Source organism: Kocuria salsicia, assembly GCF_039532055.1.
GTDB classification, from domain to species: Bacteria; Actinomycetota; Actinomycetes; order Actinomycetales; family Micrococcaceae; genus Kocuria; species Kocuria salsicia.
Window position 1 is genome coordinate 1 of sequence record NZ_BAAARF010000025.1, and the last position, 20936, is coordinate 20936.

Here is a 20936-nt window from a genome sequence, read left to right on the forward strand (position 1 = left end):
GGACTCGTACAAGTCCACCGCCCGGCGACGGAACTCGTCGGTGTAGTTCTTCCTGGCCATCCTTGGATTCTCGCTTCTCCCAGCATCGTGCTGGATTCCGCGTGTCCAAGATCAAGGGTCAAGCCCCACCCAAGATTGTTCGCCCGCCAGCCAGCACGCTCGGCGTGTAGCTCAAACAAAGGGTTCTGCACCACCGAGGCGAGCCGGTGGCTCAACCCACCGTTTTCGCACTGCTCACTAGCCCACTCCGAAGCCACCATTGCTGTATAGCACTTGCCCGGTAACCCAGCCACCCTGCTCAGACAGGAGAAATGCGACGAGGTTAGCCGTGTCTTCGGGGTTGCCGAGGCGTCCAGCCGGGGTCATGGCTGTGAGGTGGTCGCGAGTCTGTGAATCCATCCAGCCTGTATCGATCGGTCCCGGATTGATTGCGTTCGCGCGCACACCGAGCGATGCAAGTTCGATCGATGCTGCCGTCACGAGACGATCCAACGCGCCCTTGCTGGTTCCGTAGGGCAGGTTGAATGCGGAGTGATCGCTCGTCAGCGCGACGATACGCGCAGAATTGCCGTCCTTGACCTGGGCAGAAAGTGTCTCAGCGAACGCTTTGATCAGAAGCCATGCCGCACGAGCGTTGACCGCGTAGTGGAGATCCCAGCTCTCCACAGTGGTGTCCAAGATCGAGCTATCCACACCTTCAGAGTGAGACAACACCAGGGCCGTGAGAGTGCCGTGCTCGTTGGCGCGTTCGACGAGTTGCTGGGGCACAGCAGGGTCGGCCAGATCGGCAGGCAGCAGGGTGATTGTTGCTCCGCGCGTCCTGCACTCCGCAGCAATGTCTTCAACGTCATCGGGGCTCGAGGGGAGACCAACACGTTCTTCATAGCCTGGAAGGTGGGCGAGAGCTAGGTCCCACCCGTCGCTGGCAAGGCGAGTCGCTATGGCTGCGCCTAGGCCGGATCGGCGGCCTACCCCCGTGATCAGTGCAGTTGGACGCATATGACGAAACCTCTCTTGTGGGGTGGCCCCGGCGAGGACGCAGCTACCTGAGCAACATAGGCACGTTGAGCGGTGTAGCTCAAACGAAGGGTTCTACACCACCGAGGCGAGCCGGTGGCTCAACCCACCGTTTGTGCATCAACTACGCGACGGCTTTCACTCAGTGTGAGCAGAAGCCGCCATCGTTGCTACGCACGTGCTCCGCGGAGCAGGGCTAGAAAGGCAGCTTGCCGTGATTCTGCGGAACGATGAGCAGGCCAACCACTTGATCCGTCTCGTCGAGTGCGACGCGTCCGACCAGCTCGCCTGCTTCGCACATCAGACGCGTGGCACCGATGACGGTGCCGATGATGTCTCCGTCCTGGCTGAGGACCGTGCCGTCGTGGAGCTCAACGTGGGTGTTGGTGAAACCCTCCAAGGATCCGCATTCGGTCAGCGCGTTGCGCCAGGCCTCTCCGATGCGCTGCGGAGTGAGCTGTTCGCGCACCTGCGGGTGGAGATGGGCCTGTACCGCCGTGTCATCCCCGCTGGCGATGAGGCGAAAAATCTCCTCGGTGAGTTGGCTGGCTTTGTCGATGCTGCGGGTTTTCATGATCTCCCCTGTTCGTGGATCGTGAGTAGTTCCGAACCTCTTGAAGGCGGCTTGCCGGGTCATGCCGAGCAGCTGCCCGATCTCCGCCCACGAACGCCCTTCGCGACGTGCCGCAGTGACGGCATCGTGGAGACGGGCGCGGGCAAGGTCAACTGCTTGCTTAGCTTGGATGATGCCGTCCACACCCCTATGTAAACCAACGGTTGACATATTTGTCAACCGTTGGTTTACATGGGGGTTTCTGCGGCGACGCACCGCTGCAGCTCCCACGAGGGTTCTGCCCCACCAGTCTGCGGCGGTAGCGCAATCCACCGTTGTCGCATAGCCTGGCCGCATCGGAGGGGCGGGCGATACCGAATGAGATTATCGGTGGCTTCCTGTAACCCCAGCGCCAATGAGTCCAACGGGGGTGTTCCCGGCTTCGCTATCTGTCTAGGAAGTGTCATGCAGACGCTGGTCCCGATCCCCGGCGGGGACACGACCTTGAAGGACGCGCGACGGGGTACAGAGCGTATGGTGACGCTGCTGCCGTTCGATATCGGGGATACCCCGGTAAGCGCAGCGCAGTTCGCGGCAGGCCGTGTGGGCGTCGAGGGGCTTGATGGGGGCGATCTTCCTGCGGTGGGGGTTCGATGGCTGGATGCCGTGCAGTGGTGCAACGACGCTTCGAGACACGACGGGTTCGAGCAGGCATACCGTGTCGATGGGGGCAGCATGCGATGGATCCCGGGCGCAGACGGGTATCGCTTGCCGACAGAGGCTGAATGGGTCCATGCCAGCCGAGGTGACGTTGCTGGGGCACGTTACGGAAACCTCAGGGAGATTGCCTGGACAGCTTTGGATGAGATCCGCGGCCCTCAGCGCATGGGGTTGAAGGTTGCCAACGTCTACGGGGTCTACGACACTCTAGGAAACGTGTGGGAGTGGTGCTGGGATCGGTTAGATCCTGCGCGCTACGGTGACTACCGCTTATTCAAAGGCGGGGGCTGGGCCGACCCCGAGTGGTCTGTGCGGGTGGGCGTCCGGCGGGGCGACGCTCCGGACGCGCGGCTGGAAGATGTTGGGTTCCGAGTTGTTCGTGGGGCTGTCTCTACGGATGGGAACAGTGATGGTGGTCAAGGCTGGTCAGATCGAGATGACCGGGAACGAGCATCTTTCCAGGGCATACGCCCGTTGGGGTGGACGCCGCTGGAACCCCGGGATTCCGCCCAAAAGCCACGCTAAGGTTCACGCGCAGAAGCGACCGTTTGAGCTACAGCGCCGCGTTCGCCGCCTCAACACGTCCTTGGAGGCGACGAACACCGTCCCGACTCATCGCGCCATACCCCTGCTCGGGCAGTCGTGCGACAGATTGCTGCGCCCGTACAACCTGATCTTCGGCGTCTTGGACGCGCCCAGCGCGCAGGTAATCATCACCGAGGTTAAGGTGCAAGCTCGGAGCGAACCCCGCTGTCGAGGGAACTCCGATGGCTGCGAGGTCACCGTCTTGGAGGTGTGTGAACTCTGTCAGGGCTTGCTCGTCCCAATGAGTCTCGCTCTGAAGATTCTCCTGCTGGTCGGCCAGGTAGTGCGCCAACACGCACCGTTGGGCATGGTCTTCTTCGACCGCCTCATCCCAGCACTTTTCAAGAGCCGCCTTGGCGGCTTCGCTCCGACCGTTGACCGCTTGACCGACTGCTTCGAGGACTGGTTCCCAATACATGCCCCCGACACTAGACGTGAGGAGGGACACGCCGCAGATGGGTAGCTCAAACGACCGCTTTTGCACCCCTCATGTGAGTCCGTGCACCTGGGCGAAGGGATCCACGGTGCTGTCGGTTTGCGGCTGGTACTCAGCACGAGTGACAGCTGCCTCTCGAACGCCAGACCCGAAGATGCTGGCAATGAGCGCTGCCGTCATGTCCATCCCTGCCGCAACCCCAGAAGAGGTCCACCGGTCCCGGTCCTCGACCCAGCGGGCGTGAGGTTCCCACCCCACATTGCGCCCAAAACTGGAAGCCCAGGTAAAGGCCAGTTTGTTGCTGGTAGCTCGATACCCCTCCAGCAGCCCCGCCGCTGCGAGGACGGCAGATCCGGTACAAACCGAGACCAGGAGCTGGGAGTGCTCGCCCGTCTCCGCCAGCCAGGACAGGAAGGGTTTGTCGGTGACGAGTCGTCGTGTACCAGCTCCGCCGGGTACGAGGACGATGTCTGGGGTTGCGACGAGCTGGGGATAGCTGAGGTCCGCCACGATCTGGGCGCCTTGGGAACTTCTGACCGGGCCTGGGTGTGGCCCCACGTAGTCCATCGTGACATGGGGCACGTGGCTGAGCAGTTCCACGGGGCCGAACACGTCCAGCAGCTCGAACCCCTCAAACAGCACCACGCTCACCCGGCGTTTCCGTGGCAAGTCAGTCATGCCCACGAATCTACACAGACCACAGGAAAACCCGTCACATCAGAGGCACCGACCACCGCTTCTAGACCTCTCAGGCGAGTCCGGGTGCCTGGGCGAAGAGGTCAATGGTGCCGTTGTACCGGTTGTTTTGAGCGGGAACGGACCGCGGCAAGAGCACACACGATGACCGCGGCACCTCCCATGATCGTGGGAACAGTGATTCGCTCATGAAGAAGCACAGCAGCCCATGCAATGCTCAAGATTGGTTGCGCCAGTTGAATCTGGCTGACCTGTGCGATCGGCCCAATCGCAAGACCGCGATACCAGGCGACGAACCCCAAGAACATGCTCACCACGCACAAGTAGCCAAAGCTGACCCACTCACCGGCGGTGCCCGTCGGCGGGTGCGTCACAATCGCGTGCGCCGAAAGCGCTGCCATGATCGGAGCCGCTACCACCAGAGCCCAAGAGATTGTCTGCCAGGACCCCAAGCTGCGTGACAGAACCCCGCCCTCTGCATATGCCACGGCACAGACGATCACGGCGGCGAACAGCAACCCGTCAGCGGGTCGCAGGTGCCCGAGACCCCCCGCATGCACGGCCGCGAAAATCACGGCAGCCACAGCCCCGGCAGCAGCCGAGCACCAGAACATCACAGAGGGTCGCTCTCGGGTGCGCAGCACGGACACCACGGCAGTTGTCGCGGGAAGAAGCGCGATCACCACCGCACCGTGGCTCGCATGCGTTTGTGTCAGCGCGAATGACGTCAGCAGCGGAAATCCGAGCACAGCACCCAGTGCGACGATCCCGACGCTGACCCACTGGCGCCCCCGTGGGCGCTGTGACTGTGTGACGAGCAGCGCAAACGCGGCGATCACGGCCGCGACAACAGCCCGCGCGCTACCGACGAAAAGCGCCGACATGTGACCGCTCTCCACGGCGATACGCGTCAGCGGAACAGTGAAAGAAAACGCCAGGACGCCGAGAAATCCCCAAGCGAGCCCGAGCCGGGACTGCGATAGCGGAGGGCGAACAGGAAGAGTAGCGCTACTATGTGGTGTCATGTACCAGAGTAGCAGTGAACGTATTGCGGCCGATCTAGAAACCTGGATTGCCTCGGCACCTCCTGGTGCACAGTTGCCGTCGACACGCGAGCTCGCCGCTCAACACGCAGCCAGCCCCGTGACGGTGCAATCGGCACTGAGATCACTTGTGGCGCGCGGTCTCATTGAAACCCGCTCAGGCGTGGGTGTGTTCGTCAGCGCGGATCGAGCAATCGGCCCACGCGACTACTCCTGGCAAACCGGCGTCATGGGAGCCTCCAGCGCGGCAATCACAGAAACCTCAGTCGACTTACGTCCCGCCCGCACCGACGCAATCTCCCTGCACTCGGGATACCCCGACCGTGACCTTCTCCCAGAGCGTCTGGTGCGTTCCGCTCTTACGCGTGCGGCACGAAGCGATGAAGCTCTGCGCCGGTCGGAATCGGCGGGGATGACAAACCTGCGTTCCTGGTTCGCCTCCGAACTCGCCTTGCAAACACCTCCGCACCTGACCGCCCCGACAACCCACGATGTGATCGTGCTCCCCGGCAGCCAGCTCGGGCTCGGCTCCCTGTTCCGCAGCATCGCCGGGCCCGGCGGGACATTGCTGATTGAGTCACCCACCTACTGGGGTGCCATCATCGCGGCACGACAGGTCGGGGTGAGACTGGTTCCCGTCCCCACCGGAACCGACGGACCCGATCTGGTCGCCCTGGATCGGGCTTTCAACGACACCGGGGCGAATGTTTTCTACGCGCAACCGAACTACGCGAACCCGACAGGCGCGCAGTGGAGTCCCTCGACCAGCGCCCGCGTCCTGGAGATGGTGCGTGATCACCGCGCCTTCCTCATCGAAGACGACTGGGCGCACGACTTCGGGATCACCACTGACGCCACCCCGATAGCTACTCGCGATGACAGCGGGCACGTGATCTATCTGCGTTCACTCACCAAAAGTGTTTCACCGGCAATCCGCGTCGCCGCGGTCATCGCACGGGGCCCACTGCGCAGACGCCTCCTGGCGGACCTGCAAGCGCAGTCAATGTATGTCAGTGCTCTACTGCAAGCTGCGGCCCTAGAGGTGGTCAACGGGCCGGGGTGGCAAAACCACCGACGCACACTGCGCAAAAAGTTGCGCACCCGGCGTGACCTTCTCGTCAACGCGATCACAACCCACGTCCCGGACGCCACGATCGCAGCAGTGCCCCCAGGAGGGCTAAACCTCTGGGTGCGTCTACCAGATGAGGTCGACCTCGATCGACTGGTCAAGGACACCGAATCCAAGGGACTCGTCGTTGCTGGTGGTGATGAGTGGTTCCCCGCTGAACCCGCCGGCCGCTATCTGCGCCTCAACTTCGCGGGCCCTGAACCAGCAGCCTATGGACAAGCCGCTGTCCTGCTCAACGAAGCACTCGCACAGCAATAGAAGGTGCACGGATCGAACGGATCGATCCGAGAACGCCGGAACCACTACAACACCGGCAGAAATAGCAGTCCGCCAAACGAGACACTTTCCACCGTTTTGACTTTGTGGTCGGTAGCGCGGGAGGGCACCGCGCTACTTCATGCGTACGAGGGGTCAGGACGATGCAGAAACACTGGGGTCCCATGCCCACTCCTCTAAGCGGGGATGTTCACCAAGGGACGCCCGGCCGCAGCAGTAAAGAAATACGGCGGTGGGATCCCCATCGGGCGAGTGAGGGAAAAGACGGTTCAGTAGCGATCCGCACAGGGTTGCTGGGGGCCTCCACTCCAGGCCCAGACCACGCGCGATGTCATAGGTGTGGGCAAGGACCTCCACCGCGCCCATTGCCGCGAACCCAGGGCCGTCCGACACTCCGAAAGGGTGCCAACCCCTGGCCTGGGGGTGGGCGTTCTCAACGGCCTGCCCTAGTACGCGGCCGCACATGGCGATTGTTTCAAGGATTTGGCAGTTGGTCGCGTTTGGATCAATCACGATATCAATGGGCAGATAGCTGTCCTGGGGTTGGGCGATCACCTGCGACGCGTAGGAGAACAGGTCGTCTGCAACGTGCACCGCCGTGTCACGGCAGGACCACTCCACGTCGCCAGCGGGGACCGCCCATGAGATGCCTGCGATGTCACCTAGCAGCGACTGCATCTGCGTGACCGATTCCTCAAGCACCTGCGTCATCGAGTCCACACCCGAATCCTAATGCCGTGCCACTCGGGGGCACTTCGCAGCGCGCTGCCTGAGGGGGGACTGTAAGAAAAACGGTGTGTGAGGGTCCGGCCTGATCCGAAAGGAGACGGCCGTGACCGACTTCACGACAGACAGGACAGAGGAGATGATCGATCCCGTGACGGGAGAGATCATCGATCAGAAGGACCTCGCCGAGCGGCTGCTGGCCCAGGCGAAGGAGCAAGGCGTGAGCCTGGTCGGCCCGGGCGGGCTGCTGAACCAGCTGATGAAGAACGTCCTGGAAACCGCCCTGGAAGCCGAACTGACCGAACACCTGGGCCACGACCACGGGCAGACCCCGATCGCGGCCAACATGCGCAACGGGACCCGAGTGAAGACCGTGCTGACCGAGATCGGCCCCGTCGAGATCGGGGTGCCTCGGGACCGGGACGGGTCCTTCGAGCCGGTGATCGTGCCCAAGCGCAAGCGGCGCCTGGACGGGATCGATCAGATCGTCCTCTCCCTGTCGGCCCGCGGGCTGACCACCGGGGAGATCGCGGCGCACTTCGAGGAGGTCTACGGGGCCAGGGTCTCCAAGGACACCATCAACCGGATCACCGAGAAGGTCGCCGGCGAGCTGGCCGAGTGGTCTTCGCGCCCCCTGGACCCGCTCTACCCGGTGCTCTTCGTCGACGCGATCGTGGTCAAAGTCCGCGACGGGCAGGTGCGCAACACCCCGTTCTACGTCGTCATGGGCGTCACCGTGCACGGGGAACGCGACATCCTCGGGATCTAGACCGGTGACGGCGCCGAGGGCGCCCGGTTCTGGCTGCAGGTCTTCTCCGAGCTGAAGAATCGGGGCGTCGAGGACGTGCTCATCGCCGTCTGTGACGGCCTCAAGGGCCTGCCGGAGGCGATCAACACCACCTGGACGCAGACGGTGGTTCAGCAGTGCATCGTGCACCTGATCCGCAACAGCTTCCGCTACGCCGGCCGCCAACACCGCGACGGGATCGTCAAGGCGCTCAAGCCGGTCTACACGGCCCCGTCCGAGGCCGCGGCGAAGGACCGGTTCACCGAGTTCAAAGCCGAGTGGGGCCAGCGGTATCCGGCGATCGTGCAGCTGTGGGAGAGCTCCTGGGCGGAATTCGTGCCGTTCCTGGAGTACGACGTGGAGATCCGCCGGGTGATCTGCACGACGAACGCGATCGAGTCGATCAACGCCCGTTACCGGCGGGCGGTGCGGGCGCGCGGGCACTTCCCGAATGAGGCTGCTGCGCTGAAGTGCCTCTACCTCGTCACCAGATCTCTTGATCCGAGCGGTGGCGGTAGAGCACGCTGGGTGATGAGGTGGAAGCTGGCGCTGAACGCGTTCGCGATCACCTTCGCCGGACGGTTCGAGAGAACCACTCACTGATGAGAACCGCCGGGCCCCACACACCGTTTATCGGACAGTCCCGAAGGACACCAACGCGTTCTTCTCGGGACTCCGCCAGGCGAGTTTGTGGGAGACTCCCCGATGGACCGCTTCGCCCGGTGGGTGGAGCAGACCCGCGGCGTCCTCCTCCCCGACTACGCCGCGTTGCACATGTGGTCGGTGGAGCACCTCGAGGACTTCTGGGGTGCGGTGTGGTCGTACTTCGACGTCGTGGCCTCCGTGGCGCCCGAACGGGTACTGGCCAGCAATCAGATGCCCGGGGCGCGGTGGTTTCCGGGGGCGCGGCTGAACTACACGGAGAACTCGCTGCGGGCGGCGCGGACCCGGCCGGACGCCATCGCCATCGTAGGCGAGCACGAGAGCCGGGATCCCGACCGGTGGACGTGGCGCGAGCTGGAGTCACAGGTTGCTGCTCTTGCGCGGAAACTGCGGCAACTGGGGGTGGAACCTGGCGACCGGGTGGCGGGGGTGCTCCCCAACATCCCAGAGACCGTGGCCGCGATGCTTGCCACGGCATCAGTGGGGGCGGTGTGGTCCGTGGTGAACACCGACTTCGGGCCCTCCGGCGTGGCCGATCGGTTTGCCCAGATCGAGCCGAAGGTGCTGTTCGTGGGGGACGGCTACGAGTTCGGTGGCACGGTGCGGGACATGACGGTTTCCTACCAGGACCTGCGGGACGTGTTGCCGAGCGTGGAGCAACTCATCGTGGTTGATCAGATGCCGCGGGAGAGCGTCGGAGAACTTCCCGGGGACGCTCTGCGCTTTTCGGAGATTGCCTCAGAACAGGCCGAACCGCGCTACGAGCAGCTGCCCGTCGAGCATCCGCTGTGGATCCTCTACTCGTCTGGCACCACCGGGAAGCCCAAGGGAATCGTGCACTCCCACGGCGGTGTGACCCTGGAGTTCTACAAGGCACTTGGCCTGCACTCTGGACTCGGCCCGAGGGACGTGGCCTACTACGCCGTGGCCACCACCTGGATGGTCTGGAACATGCTCGCCGGCATTCTGCTGACCGGAGCGCAGATCATCACGTACGACGGCTCCCCGACGTTCGGGGGACCGCAGAAGTCGTTCGAGCTCGTTGCGCGCAACCGTGCGACGTTCTTCGGGGCCGGCGCCGGCGTGCTGAGCATGGTGCAGCGCGCCGGTGTGGTGCCCAACGTGAGCATGGACTTCTCCTCGCTGAAGTCCATCCTGGTCACGGGGTCACCGCTGCCTGACGCCACCTGGGACTGGGTCTACGAGGCCGTCTCGGGCACTGTGCGGCTGGGCTCGGACTCCGGCGGCACGGACGTGACCAGTGCCTTCATCGGGACCAACCCGTACCAGCCCGTGTACCGGGGCGAGATCATGAGCCCGTACCTGGGCGTGGACGCCCAGTCGTGGAACTCCCGTGGTGAACGCGTGTGGGACGAGGTGGGGGAGCTCGTGATCACCCGGCCCATGCCGAGCATGCCGGTGTTCTTCTGGAACGACCCGCAGGGTGAGCGCTACCAGGCGGCGTACTTCGACATGTTCCCGGGGGTGTGGCGCCAGGGGGACTGGGTCACCCAGCTGCACGAGGGCCCGTTCGTGGTGCACGGCCGCTCGGACTCCACCATCAACCGCGGCGGCATCCGGATGGGCTCGGCGGACCTGACCCACGTGGTGGACCGCGTGGATGGTGTGGCCGCGTCCATGGTGATCGGGGCGGAACTGGCCGGCGGCGACTACTACATGCCGCTTTTCGTGGTGCCCCAGCCCGGCACGCGCCTCACGCGAGAGCTCGAGCGGCGCATCGTCGACGCGATCCGCACCCAGGTCTCCCCGCGCTACGTCCCCGACGAGATCATCGAGGCTCCCGCGGTTCCACGCACACGCACCGGCAAGCTGCTGGAGATCCCGGTCAAGAAGCTCTTCCAGGGCGCGGACCCGAGCACCCTCAACCGGGCGACCGCCGAAGACGCCGAGGTGCTGGACTGGTACGCCCGTGCCGCCCGCACGCATGCCGGGCGGCGTGAGCACTGACAATCACGACGTCACCCGCGACCCCGGGAGGGGAGCCCCGGGCGACGACGCCGCGGGCCGGTGGGCGCGCCGGTTATCCGGTTCTCTCGCGGATCGAGTTCCTTCTCAGAGCATGGCCTGACGGGTGCGACGAGACGCGTGCGGCGGCGACGCGCCGTCCCGCGAGGCGTCGGCGTCAGTCAGCCGCCGCAGCGTACGAGAAGGGCCCCGCGCCGTCGTCGCTCGACGGTGCGGAGCCCTTGCCCTGTCAGCGTGGGGTCAGGGGACGATCTTGCCAGGGTTGAAGTTGCCCCCGGGGTCTGCGACCTCGAACAGGCCGTGCATCAGGCGCACCCCCTCGGGGGAGATGTCCTGCTCCATCCACGGCTGGTGCTCCACTCCCACGCCGTGGTGGTGGGACAGAGTGCCCCCGGAGTCGATGAACGACTGCTGGATGGCGGACTTGATCATGTGGTACTCCTCGTACGGGTTCTCCTCGTCGAAGACGTACGCGAATGTGAAGTACAGGCACGCCCCCGAGTGGTACGAGTGGGACATGTGCGACATGATCCAGCCGGTCTTGTCGAGCCTCGCATAGGCGCGCTGGGCGGCGTCGTACGCGGCCTTGTGGACCGTGGTCAGCTGCGACCACGGCGCGGCGGTCTCGGAGACGTCCCCCACGGTGTTCTGCTCGAGCAGGAAGTCCCGCAGGTGGGGCGTGTCGAACTTCTTCTGGTCGTAGAGCGCGCCCGGTCCGGAGCCGAGGACGACGGCGCCCTGGGCCTTCGCAATCTTCGCCACGGCCTTCTTGCGCTCGGCCACGTCCTTGACCGTGCCCTCGAAGCACACGTAGGAGAGGCACATGGCGTCCGTGTCCCAGCCGCGCCGTCGCATCACCGCCCACAGGGCCTCCTGCCCCCTGGCAGCGAGCCTGCCCTTGACGGAGGTGGAGGCCTTCTGGGTGGCCAGCGAGAACGCCGTCTCGTGCGCGTCCGACACGCGGGCGAACGTCAGCGGGATCTCCGCCTCCGTGTACTGGCGCACCGCGGTCAGCGCCTGCTGCCACGTGGGGAACATGTAGGCGATGACCTCGTGCTCCTGCGGCAGCCGGTGCACCTGCACGGTGAGCTCGGTGATGATCCCCAGCCGTCCCTCCGAGCCGATGACCATCTCCCGCAGGCTCGGGCCCGTTGACGTTGACGGCAGCGGACGCAGCACCACGGTTGCGGTGGGCCGGACCAGGCGCAGACCGCGCACGATGTCCGCGATGTCCCCGTACTTGTCCGACTGCATCCCGGAGGAGCGGGTGGCGGCCCAGCCACCCAGGGTGGAGTGGGCGAAGGAGTCAGGGAAGTGCCCGAGCGTCCAGCCGCGGGCGTTGAGCTGCTCCTCCATGTCTGGACCGAGCACACCCGCCTGGATGGTGGCCAGCCCCGAGGTCTCGTCAATCTCCAGCACACGGTCCAGCCGCCCCATGTCCACGGAAACGATGCAGCGGGACTCGTCCTGCCCGGCCTGCAGGCTACGGGAGATGCTCGAGCCGCCGCCGAAGGGGATGACCACGAGGTCCTCGGCCACAGCGGTCTCGAGGATCCTGGTGACCTCGTCCTCTGAGCCGGGGTAGACCACGACGTCCGGGACGCGGGTGAAGTCGTTGCGCAGGGTCTGCAGCAGCTCGAGCACGGACTTGCCGGCCCAGTGCACCACGCGCAGCTCGTCCTCCACGCTCACGTTCTCCGCGCCGCTGATCTCCCGCAGGTGCGCCAGGACGTCCTCGGGGGCGCGGGACTCGGGCACCTGCGCGGTGGCGAACTCCACGGTGTCACGTTGCCGGGGCCGCAGGCTGACGCCGATCGCCTCCTCCACGAACGGGGCGAACGCGGGCTTGTTCTCGTAGTTGAAGAACACGCCCTCCTCGCCCCAGCCCCACCACTTCTGATGCTTCACGTGTGCCACTGGGCGAAAACCTCTTCCTGGGAGACGACTAGTCGTGGATCATGTGCCGGTTCGCGGCGTACAGGGCACGCACGGCGGCCTCGATGCGCTCGTTGAAGCTGCGCGCGGTCTCGTTGCCTCGGGCCCGCAGGGGCGCGCCCACCGCAACCACGACGGGTGGGCGGCCGGGACGGGGCCAGTTGGCGCCGCGCGGCATGGCCTCGTGCGCGCCGATCAGTGCGACAGGAACCACCGGGACCTGCACGGCCAGCGCCAACGACGCCGCCCCCACCCGGAACGGGGCCATCTTCCCCGTCTTCGAGCGGGTGCCCTCGGGGAAGATCAGCAGTGGCACGCCGGCCGCGAGCAGCTTCTTGGACAGCCCCTTGTTCGCGCCCTCACCGCGGCGGTCCACGGGGAACGCGTTGAACACCAGCTGGGTGAAGAACTTCTTGTGCCATGCGGTGAAGAAGTAGTCCGCGGCCACGCCGGTGGCGAGGTCGCGCGAGATGTAGCGCGGCACGCCGCTCATCACCAGCGGCGCGTCCAGGTGGCTCGAGTGGTTCGCGACGACGACGCACGTACCCTTCACGCCGTAGGCCGCCGGGTCCACCACGGTGGTCCGCCGGATGGTGCGGTTGACCAGCCCGCGGAAAAAGATGCTCTGCACGATCCGCCGGGCAATGCGTCGCGTGGGGTTTGTGTAGTGCGCGGCGGTCAGGTCAGCGGACTCCGCCGGGGGAGCAGGGGGCACAGGGTCCTGCTGACCCGCGCTGCCCTCGAGGGACTCGAGCACCCGGGGCCGCGCCTCGGGCTCCTTCGCGGAACGGGGCTCTCTCCCCTCACGGGGAGGCTTCCTGGGACGGGAGGGCTTCGCAGGGCGGGACGTGGATCCGCGGGATGCATCGGCGGCGTCGTCCTCGGAGGGCACGGGGGCGTCCTGGTGTGCCACGGCTCAGGCCTTGAGCTCGCGCTGGCGCACGCCGGAGATCTTGCGGGAGACCCAGCGGACGGCGGGGCGCGGGAGGTGGTGCAGCGCGGCGACCATGACCTTGTACCGCAGCGTGGGCACCGAGATCACCTTGCCCCGCGCGACGTCCGCCAGTGCCTCCTCGACGAGCCTGTCCGCGTCCAGCCACATGAAGTCCGGGATGGAGGAGCCGGTGATGCCCGCGCGGCTGTGGAACTCGGTGCGCACCCAGCCCGGCAGCAGCGCCGTGACGTGCACGCCCGTGCCGTGCAGCTCGACGGCGAGCGACTCGGTCATGCTGGTCGCGTAGGCCTTGATCGCGGAGTACTCGCCCATGGTCACGTATCCGGAGGTCGAGGACACGTTGACGATCCAGCCCGAACGGCGCTTGACCATCGCCCGTGCCGCGGCACCGGAGAGCCGCGCCACGGCCGCGCACATGACCTCGAACCCCGCCTCGTGCTGGTGGAAGTCCTCGGCAGTGTAGGGCGCCTTCACCGAGAAACCGGCGTTGTTGACGAGCATGTCCACCGGCTTCTGAGGGTCCTCGAGGCGACGGGCCACGCGCCAGAGGTCCTCGCGCACGGCCAGGTCCGCCGTGATCGTCTCCACATGGACGCCGTACTCGGCGGTGAGATCCCGACTCGTGTCCTCGAGTCGTTGCGCGTCCCGGGCCACCAGGACGAGGTTGAAGCCCCTGCGGGCGAGCGAGCGTGCGAACGCGGCACCGATGCCTGACGTTCCACCGGTCACGAGAGCGGTAAGCATGCCCCTAAGATACACTACGGTGGGCGTAGCGCAGTGGCCCGTCCAAGGGCCAGCCCACCACGGACCGACCACGGAGGAACCCCTTGACCGAGACCCCCACCCGCGTGCTCCTCACGGGAGCCACGGGCTTCCTGGGCCAGGCTGTCCTGGAGCGGCTGCTCTCGAGCTGCGAAGACGTCCACGTCACGGCGGTCGTGCGCCCCAAGGGCTCGCAGTCCGGCAGCTCGCGGCTGCGCCAGCTGCTGCACAAGCCCTCCTTCAGGACCTGGCGCGAGGCCGTGGGGGAGGAGCGCGCGGAAGAGGTCTTCGCCGAGCGCACGAGCGTTCTCGAGGGGGACCTCACGGGGCTCTCAGAGATCGGGGAGCCCTTCGACGTGGTGGTCCACTCCGCGTCCACGGTCTCCTTCGACCCGCCCATCGACGAGGCGTTCCGCACCAACGTGGGCGGCGCTGTGGGCCTCTACGACGCGCTGCGCGCGGCCGGGCAGGACCCCCACGTGATCCACGTGTCCACGTGCTACGTGGGCGGGATCGCCAAGGGCCTGCGCCCCGAGGCCTCCGTGGACCACGACGTCGACTGGCAGGTGGAGTTCGACGCCGCCGTGCGCGCCGCGGACACGGCCCAGGTGGAGTCCCGCAGCCCCGAACGACTCGAGTCCTTCATCCGCGAGGCCACGCGCACCCACGGCAAGGAGGGCCCAAAGACCGTGGCACGTGCCGCGGAGGCGGCCCGGCAGGAGTGGGTGCGCTCGCGGCTGGTGGACCACGGCCGCACCCGCGCCCAGTCACTCGGCTGGACCGACATCTACACCTTCACCAAGGCGCTGGGCGAGCGCGTGGCCGAGCAGAAGTGGGCGGGGCACGGGCACCGGCTGTCCATCGTGCGCCCCTCGATCATCGAGTCCGCGCTGCGCCACCCCTTCCCGGGGTGGATCGACGGCTACAAGGTCGCGGACCCGCTCATCATGGCCTATGCGAAGGGCGCGCTGCCCGAGTTCCCGGGTCTGCCGGACTCGGTGCTGGACGTGATCCCCGTGGACTTCGTGGTCAACGCCATCGTGGCCCTGGCGCGGGGCGGGCACCGTGAGGCGGAGGCCGCGCGGGTGCCTCTGACGCCGGCGGCGTCGTCGCCCGGTCCGAGTGCCGCCTACTACCAAGTGTGTTCCGGGGCCTCGAACCCGCTGCCGTTCCACCAGATGTACCGCAGCGTGCGTTCCTACTTCCTGGAGCACCCGCTGCAGGACGGCCACGGCAACCCGGTCGTGGTGCCCGAGTGGAGGTTCCCGGCGAACAACTCCATGGAGCGCGGACTGGCGGTCAAGGAGAAGCTCGCCGCGGTGGGTGTTCGCCTGAGCTCGGTGCTCCCGGCCACGGCCACCACGCGGGAGTGGACCAACTCCCTGCACCGGATGCAGACCGGTCTGGGCTCCCTGCGCACCTACGTGGACCTCTACCAGAACTACACACGCACCGAGATGATCTTCGACGACACCCACCTGCGGCGCCTGGACGCCTCCCTGCCGGACGTGACACCGGAGGACCAGCACTTCGACGTCCGCGCGATCTCGTGGCCCGAGTACTGGCAGGAGGTCCACCTGCCCGCGCTGACCGAGATGACCCGCGCCTACACCCGGGCCAGGGCGGCGTCCCGCAAGCGAACCGGGCGCAGCCGCGGCCTGACGCAGGGCGCGGACGTCGTGGCTGTGTTCGACCTCGAGGGCACTGTGGCCGGGGGCAACATCATCACGCAGTACGCGCTGCTGCGCCGACTCGAGCTGAGCCCGTTGCAGTGGCCCGCGGAGCTCGGCGAGCTCGTGGGCAACGCTCCCACATACGTCAAGGCCGAACGGCGGGACCGCGGGGAGTTCATACGCGCGTTCCTGCGCCGCTACGAGGGCGTCTCGGTGGCGCGTGTCGAGGAACTGGTAGCCGGTCCTCTCGGCCAGGCTGTGGCACAGAGCGTGCGCCCCGGCGCCCTGGAGCGGATCCGTGAGCACCGGGCCGCGGGCCACCGCACGGTACTGGTCACCGGTTCCCTGGACCTGCTGGTGAGTCCCATCGCGGAGCTGTTCGACGAGGTGGTCGCCGGGCGCATGGACCAGGTGGATGGTGTGCTCACGGGCTATTTGGCCACCCCGCCGCTCGTAGACGAGGCCCGGGCCCAGTGGCTCAAGCGCTACGCGCAGGACCACGGGCTCGACCTGAGCCGTTCCTACGGGTACGGGGACTCCGTGGCGGATGCGAGCTGGCTGTCACTGCTGGGCCACCCGTTCGCCGTGAACCCGGACCTGTCTCTATACCGCCGCGCGCGCAAGGCGCACTGGCCGGTCGAAGACTGGCGGAGGGCCTGAGCCGTGGTGACGGAAGCGCCGCCGGAGGGCGGTCACCCGGGCGACGGGCGCGCGGGTGATGGACGCGCGGACGACCGCGCGGCGACGCGCGACGGCGTGGCGAAGGGCGGTGAGGCGGTGCGGCAGGACGACGGCGCCGCGCACCCGGGTGAGCGGGTGGCGTCGTCATCCGTGGATCCACGTACGGCCCGCACGGACCACAAGATCGTGGCGGGCGCGCTGCGTCTGCTGCGCGAGGGCGGTCCGCAGAAGGTGACGATCGAAGCCGTGTCCGCCAGCACGGGCGTGGCGAAGACCTCGATCTACCGCCGCTACGACAACAGTGCCCAGATGCTCGAGGCCGCGCTGCAGCACACGGCGGCTGCCGAGCCACCCGTGGCGCAGGATGCCACGTGGGAGCGGGCGCTGCAGGCGGCCGTCGACATGCTGCTGCGGGACTTGGGCATGGGCGTGGTCATCGCCCTGTTGCAGGAGCCGCACTCCGAGACCTCCAGGGTGCTGCGCGCCTCCGTGGTGCGACCGCGCATGGACGCGCTGCGCGCGCTGCTCGAACGGGACGTTCAGCGGGGGCTGATCCGCGCCTCGGTGGACATCGACATGGTGGTGGACTTCGTCCTGGGAGCGGCATATGCGCACGTGGCGCGCTACGGCTCGCTCGACGAGAGGTGGACCGAGCGGATGCACCGGGCGCTGTTCGATCTGATGGCCGCACGTCCGCAGAGCACTCCGGGCAACTAGAACACGTTGATCTCGTCCGGTCGCGTGGCGAGGTAGTGCTTCACGTAGTCCTGCACGGCGACCGGGGTGGGGATGTCCTCGCCGGCGCTCTCGGACATGAACCAGCGGTGCTCGAGCACCTCGTGGATGATCTGGGCGGGTTCCCGCTTGCGGCGCAGCTCGGCGGGGATCGCCTCCATGATCGGCACGAACACCTCGCGCATCCACAGCTGCGCGGTGAGGTCCTCCGGCAGACCCGGGTACAGGGCCTGGCCGAACTGGTGGATGTCCGTGAGGATGCGCCGCGCCTGGTTCTCCTGCGTGTTGAGCCCCGTGAGGTGCAGCAGCTTGCGGGAGTGGTGCCCGGGCTCGACCACGCGCGGGCGCAGGCGGACCTGCCCGGTCTCGTCCGAGTCCAGGGAGGCCTCCTCGACGTCGAAGCCGAGCTCGTTGAGCCGCTCGACCCTCGCCTGGACGCGCCAGCGATCGCCCACGGGGAAGGTCTCCGTGGCCGTGAGCTCCTCCCACAGCCCCTCGTAGGTGTCCACGAGGCGCTGGGAGATCTCGAACGGGTCCACGGACGCGGGATCCACGCCCGCGTCCCGCAGCCGCTGCTGCATGTCCTCACCGGCCAACAGGTCCATGACCTCCCCGGCCACGTTGGTGCGGGCGAGGTCGATGTCGTACCCCCGCTGCCCCCGGGTGAGGGAGGGGTGCAGCTCACCGGTCTCCGCGTCCACGAGGTACGCGGCAAAGGCCTCGGCGTCCCGGCGGAACAGGGTGTTGGACAGCGAGACGTCCCCCCAGTAGAAGCCGGAGAGGTGCAGCTGGACGATGAGGGAGGCCAGGGCGTCCACGAGCCGCTCGATGGTCTCCGGGGCTGGGACCTGCTCGAAGATGGTGCGATAGGGCAGTGAGAAGCTCAGGTGGTCGGTCACGAGCGCCGCGGGCAGGGGCTCGCCGTCCGGTGTGTAGCGGTCGGTGACCACGGAGTCCGGGACCACGGACGGGATGGACATGGTCTGCAGCTTGCGCAGCAGACCGTACTCCCGCTGGGCGTAGTGGGCTGTGGTCTCTTTGACCGCCACGACCTTGCGCCCCACGTGCGCGAAGCGCACCACGTGGCGGGAGAGGCCCCTGGGGTAGGCCGCGAGGACCTCGGGGGGCCACTGCTCCAGCGGCAGCTCCCAGGGCAGCTCGAGCAGCGCCGGGTCCGGGAAGGCCGTGCTGATGGATACACCCCGCAGGGGCCGGGGTGCTCCCGCTGCCGGGGAGTCGGAGGATGAGGGGACCGTCATGTCACTTCATGCTAGTCATGGCGCGGGTCCTGCGGTGCGCGAGCAGGCTCAGGCACGCCGCCAGCGCCGGGGGATCCGCGACCCGCCAGCGTGCCATGGAGTCCTTCTCGCCCACCTTGATCCCCACGTCCCCGGGCCCGAGGACGGCCAGGGCGTCCTCGTCCGTGACGTCGTCCCCCGCGAAGACGGTGACGTCCGGGTGGACCGCGGCGGCGATGGTGGCGAGGCCGTCCCCCTTGGTGGCGCCGAGCACGGAGCACTCGACCACCAGCTGCCCCGGTGTCAGCCGCAGCCCGGGCATGGCCTCGTAGACCGCGGTCATCTCCTCGAGGGCTTGCTGCGCCTCCCCGGGATCCGCGATGGGGCGTGCGTGGAAGGCCACGCCCGCGGGCTTCGGCTCGGCGCGGGCACCGGGGTAACGGGCCACGAGCGCTAAGGTGGCCGCCACGGCGCGCTCGAGCAGGTCGGACTGCTGCGCGCTCAGCTCGATCCTCGTCCCTGAGCCCGCGCCCGGGGCTGCGGAGAGGTCCACCTCCGCGCCGTGGGAGCCGGAGAGCACCATCCGCGAGTCCGGGTCCACCACCGTGCGCAGGAACTCCAGGGGGCGCCCGGAGATCACGGCCACGGTGGTGTGCGGCAGCTGTGCGAGAGCATCAAGGGCCTCGCGCGCGGCCGGCAACGGCCGGGAGTCGGCGGGGTCCTCGGTGAACGGGGCCAGCGTTCCGTCGAAGTCCAGCGCCACGAGCAGCCGCGGCGCCGCGGCCGCGCGGTCCAGGGCGTCCTGGAGGTCGTCACTCATGACTGCCGCCCGCCCGGGCACCCGCGGCCGTGGCGTCGTCGTCCCCGCCAGGTGCGTGGGCGGCGGCGTGCTGTGCGAGGTCGTCCAGGAAGCGCTGGGACCAGTCCACGACGTCGTGCGTGAGCACCTGCCGGCGCATCGCCACCATGCGCTTGCGAGCCTCCGTGCGGGGCATGTCACGGGCGTGGAGCATGGCCTCCTTCAGACCGTCGATGTCGTGCGGGTTCACGAGCACCGCCTGCCTGAGCTGCTCGGCGGCCCCCGTGAACTCCGAGAGCACCAGAACGCCCGAGTTGTCCTGCCGCGCGGCCACGTACTCCTTGGCCACGAGGTTCATCCCGTCCCGCAGCGCCGTGACGAGCATGACGTCCGCCGCGAGATAGAGGGCCACCATCTCCTCGAACGGGTAGCCGTGGTGCAGGTAGCGGATGGCCGTGTGGGAGATGGTGTCGTGCTGGCCGTTGATGCGCCCCACCATGCCCTCCACGAGCTCCCGCAGCTGGCGGTACGAGTCCACCCGCTCGCGGGAGGGGCTGGCCACCTGGATGAGCACCGAGTCCTCGACGGAGAGCTCGCCGTCGTGCAGCAGCTCCCCGTACGCCTTGATGCGGTGGCGGATGCCCTTGGTGTAGTCCAGGCGGTCCACGCCCAGGTAGACGGTCTCCGGGTTGCCGAGCTCCTCGCGGATCTCCTTCGCCCGCGCCCGCACCGAGGGATCCGCGGTGAGCTCCTTGATGGACTCCACGTCGATCGAGATCGGGTACGACCCCGCGTTGACCGTCCAGGAGGTCTCCTCGCCGTCCGCGGTGCTCTCGCTGAACTGCGCGGTCCCCTTGATGAACTGCACGCCCAGGTACTTGCGCACGCAGCGCTGGAAGTTCTGGGCGTCCCCGGGGCGCTGGAAGCCGATCAGGTCCGCGCCCGTGAGTCCGTCCAGCACCGCCCTGCGCCACGGCAGCTGCGAGAAGATCTCAGTGGGCGGGAAAGGGATGTGGTTGAAGAAGCCGATGGTCACGTCCGGACGCAGCCTCCGCAGCATGCGGGGCACGAGCTGCAGCTGGTAGTCCTGCACCCACACCGTGGCGCCCGGCGCGGCGGTCTCCGCGGCCTGGCGGGCGAAGCGCTCGTTGACCCTGCGGTAGGCGTACCACCACGTGCGGTGGAACTCCGGGGACGCAATCACGTCGTGGTAGAGGGGCCACAGGGTCGCGTTGGAGAAGCCCTCGTAGTACCTGCGCACCTCCAACTCGGACAGCGCTACCGGGACGAGGTGGAAGACGTCGTGGTCGAACGGCTCCAAGTCCTCGTCCGGCGCCCCGGACCAGCCGACCCACGCGCCGTCGCGCTGCGCCATCACCGGGGCAAGGGCGCTCACCAGGCCGCCGGGGGAGCGGCGCCACGTGCTGCTGCCGTCCTCCGCGACGTCCCGGTCCACGGGGAGCCGGTTGGAGACCACCACGAAGTCGTAACCGTCACGCGGGACGTTCACTTCTTGAAGAGACTGCTCTGCGGACACGCTG

The 20936-nt window shown here is 67.3% G+C and carries 16 protein-coding genes and 2 pseudogenes; 7 read left to right on the forward strand and 11 right to left on the reverse strand.

What is annotated here, in order from left to right:
- Positions 1-237 precede the first annotated feature (237 nt).
- Together ABD264_RS11795 and ABD264_RS11800 are read right to left on the reverse strand one after the other, a co-directional pair.
- Positions 238-999 carry an SDR family oxidoreductase gene (locus ABD264_RS11795; RefSeq protein WP_344206216.1) on the reverse strand — a complete coding sequence of 254 codons (762 nt, stop codon included), beginning with the start codon at positions 997-999 and terminating at the stop codon, positions 238-240.
- A 214-nt stretch (positions 1000-1213) separates the two neighbouring features.
- Complete coding sequence (locus ABD264_RS11800; protein WP_058954749.1) at positions 1214-1774, reverse strand: hypothetical protein; 561 nt, start codon at positions 1772-1774, stop codon at positions 1214-1216.
- Between the two features lie 261 nt (positions 1775-2035).
- Here ABD264_RS11800 and ABD264_RS11805 point away from each other — a divergent pair, with 261 nt between their 5' ends.
- Positions 2036-2815, forward strand: coding sequence for an SUMF1/EgtB/PvdO family nonheme iron enzyme (locus ABD264_RS11805; protein WP_082681876.1), 780 nt, complete (start codon positions 2036-2038; stop codon positions 2813-2815).
- Positions 2697-3338, forward strand: coding sequence for a hypothetical protein (locus ABD264_RS11810; RefSeq protein ID WP_344206271.1), 642 nt, complete (start codon positions 2697-2699; stop codon positions 3336-3338). Before ABD264_RS11805 ends, ABD264_RS11810 begins: the two co-directional genes overlap by 119 nt.
- A 24-nt stretch (positions 3339-3362) precedes the next feature.
- Here the strand turns inward: ABD264_RS11810 and ABD264_RS11815 are convergent, their stop codons facing one another.
- Positions 3363-3989 carry a DJ-1/PfpI family protein gene (locus ABD264_RS11815; RefSeq protein ID WP_344206221.1) on the reverse strand — a complete coding sequence of 209 codons (627 nt, stop codon included), beginning with the start codon at positions 3987-3989 and terminating at the stop codon, positions 3363-3365.
- A 101-nt stretch (positions 3990-4090) separates the two neighbouring features.
- Complete coding sequence (locus ABD264_RS11820; RefSeq protein ID WP_344206223.1) at positions 4091-5032, reverse strand: DMT family transporter; 942 nt, start codon at positions 5030-5032, stop codon at positions 4091-4093.
- Here ABD264_RS11820 and ABD264_RS11825 point away from each other — a divergent pair.
- Entirely contained in the window at positions 5031-6437 is a 1407-nt protein-coding gene (locus tag ABD264_RS11825) for an aminotransferase-like domain-containing protein (RefSeq protein WP_344206225.1), read from the forward strand. The genes ABD264_RS11820 and ABD264_RS11825 overlap by 2 nt on opposite strands.
- Positions 6438-6590: 153 nt before the next feature.
- Here the strand turns inward: ABD264_RS11825 and ABD264_RS11830 are convergent, their stop codons facing one another.
- Entirely contained in the window at positions 6591-7166 is a 576-nt protein-coding gene (locus ABD264_RS11830; protein WP_344206268.1) for a maleylpyruvate isomerase N-terminal domain-containing protein, read from the reverse strand.
- A 154-nt stretch (positions 7167-7320) separates the two neighbouring features.
- Between ABD264_RS11830 and ABD264_RS11835 the strand changes: the two are divergent.
- Positions 7321-8571: pseudogene (locus tag ABD264_RS11835) on the forward strand (IS256 family transposase).
- A 75-nt stretch (positions 8572-8646) separates the two neighbouring features.
- Positions 8647-10599: pseudogene (locus ABD264_RS11840) on the forward strand (acetoacetate--CoA ligase); the annotation flags it as partial.
- A 258-nt stretch (positions 10600-10857) separates the two neighbouring features.
- Here ABD264_RS11840 and ABD264_RS11845 read toward each other — a convergent pair.
- Genes ABD264_RS11845 through ABD264_RS11855 form a run of 3 tightly spaced genes read right to left on the reverse strand, consistent with a single transcriptional unit; the run spans position 10858 to position 14251 of the window.
- Positions 10858-12534: an FAD-binding oxidoreductase gene (locus tag ABD264_RS11845; RefSeq protein WP_144942439.1), complete on the reverse strand. Its 1677-nt coding sequence runs from the start codon at positions 12532-12534 to the stop codon at positions 10858-10860.
- Positions 12535-12562: 28 nt separating this feature from the next.
- Complete coding sequence (locus ABD264_RS11850) at positions 12563-13465, reverse strand: lysophospholipid acyltransferase family protein (RefSeq protein WP_303106494.1); 903 nt, start codon at positions 13463-13465, stop codon at positions 12563-12565.
- Positions 13466-13468: 3 nt separating this feature from the next.
- On the reverse strand, positions 13469-14251 hold the full coding sequence (locus tag ABD264_RS11855) for an SDR family NAD(P)-dependent oxidoreductase (RefSeq protein WP_055085016.1): 783 nt from the start codon (positions 14249-14251) through the stop codon (positions 13469-13471).
- Positions 14252-14334: 83 nt separating this feature from the next.
- Between ABD264_RS11855 and ABD264_RS11860 the strand changes: the two genes are divergently transcribed.
- Both ABD264_RS11860 and ABD264_RS11865 read left to right on the forward strand, forming a co-directional pair.
- Positions 14335-16602, forward strand: coding sequence for an HAD-IB family phosphatase (locus ABD264_RS11860; RefSeq protein WP_145010663.1), 2268 nt, complete (start codon positions 14335-14337; stop codon positions 16600-16602).
- Positions 16603-16608: 6 nt separating this feature from the next.
- On the forward strand, positions 16609-17340 hold the full coding sequence (locus ABD264_RS11865) for a TetR/AcrR family transcriptional regulator (protein ID WP_238694060.1): 732 nt from the start codon (positions 16609-16611) through the stop codon (positions 17338-17340).
- Here the strand turns inward: ABD264_RS11865 and ABD264_RS11870 are convergent.
- Genes ABD264_RS11870 through ABD264_RS11880 form a run of 3 tightly spaced genes read right to left on the reverse strand, consistent with a single transcriptional unit; the run spans position 17337 to position 20932 of the window.
- Positions 17337-18617 carry a DUF4032 domain-containing protein gene (locus ABD264_RS11870; RefSeq protein WP_094393533.1) on the reverse strand — a complete coding sequence of 427 codons (1281 nt, stop codon included), beginning with the start codon at positions 18615-18617 and terminating at the stop codon, positions 17337-17339. The two genes, ABD264_RS11865 and ABD264_RS11870, sit on opposite strands and share 4 nt — an antisense overlap.
- A gap of 1 nt (position 18618) precedes the next feature.
- Positions 18619-19416: a trehalose-phosphatase gene (gene otsB / locus ABD264_RS11875; protein ID WP_055085068.1), complete on the reverse strand. Its 798-nt coding sequence runs from the start codon at positions 19414-19416 to the stop codon at positions 18619-18621.
- On the reverse strand, positions 19409-20932 hold the full coding sequence (locus ABD264_RS11880; RefSeq protein ID WP_290498735.1) for an alpha,alpha-trehalose-phosphate synthase (UDP-forming): 1524 nt from the start codon (positions 20930-20932) through the stop codon (positions 19409-19411). Before ABD264_RS11880 ends, otsB begins: the two co-directional genes overlap by 8 nt.
- Positions 20933-20936 lie beyond the last annotated feature (4 nt).

Bases quoted from the DNA above. Each gene is read 5' to 3' on its own strand.
- ABD264_RS11795 (WP_344206216.1), bottom strand. From the start codon at position 999: ATGCGTCCAACTGCACTGATCACGGGGGTAGGCCGCCGATCCGGCCTA.
- ABD264_RS11805 (WP_082681876.1), top strand. From the start codon at position 2,036: ATGCAGACGCTGGTCCCGATCCCCGGCGGGGACACGACCTTGAAGGAC.
- ABD264_RS11815 (WP_344206221.1), bottom strand. From the start codon at position 3,989: ATGACTGACTTGCCACGGAAACGCCGGGTGAGCGTGGTGCTGTTTGAG.
- ABD264_RS11825 (WP_344206225.1), top strand. From the start codon at position 5,031: ATGTACCAGAGTAGCAGTGAACGTATTGCGGCCGATCTAGAAACCTGG.
- ABD264_RS11820 (WP_344206223.1), bottom strand. From the start codon at position 5,032: ATGACACCACATAGTAGCGCTACTCTTCCTGTTCGCCCTCCGCTATCG.
- ABD264_RS11830 (WP_344206268.1), bottom strand. From the start codon at position 7,166: ATGACGCAGGTGCTTGAGGAATCGGTCACGCAGATGCAGTCGCTGCTA.
- ABD264_RS11855 (WP_055085016.1), bottom strand. From the start codon at position 14,251: ATGCTTACCGCTCTCGTGACCGGTGGAACGTCAGGCATCGGTGCCGCG.
- ABD264_RS11870 (WP_094393533.1), bottom strand. From the start codon at position 18,617: ATGACGGTCCCCTCATCCTCCGACTCCCCGGCAGCGGGAGCACCCCGG.
- otsB (WP_055085068.1), bottom strand. From the start codon at position 19,416: ATGAGTGACGACCTCCAGGACGCCCTGGACCGCGCGGCCGCGGCGCCG.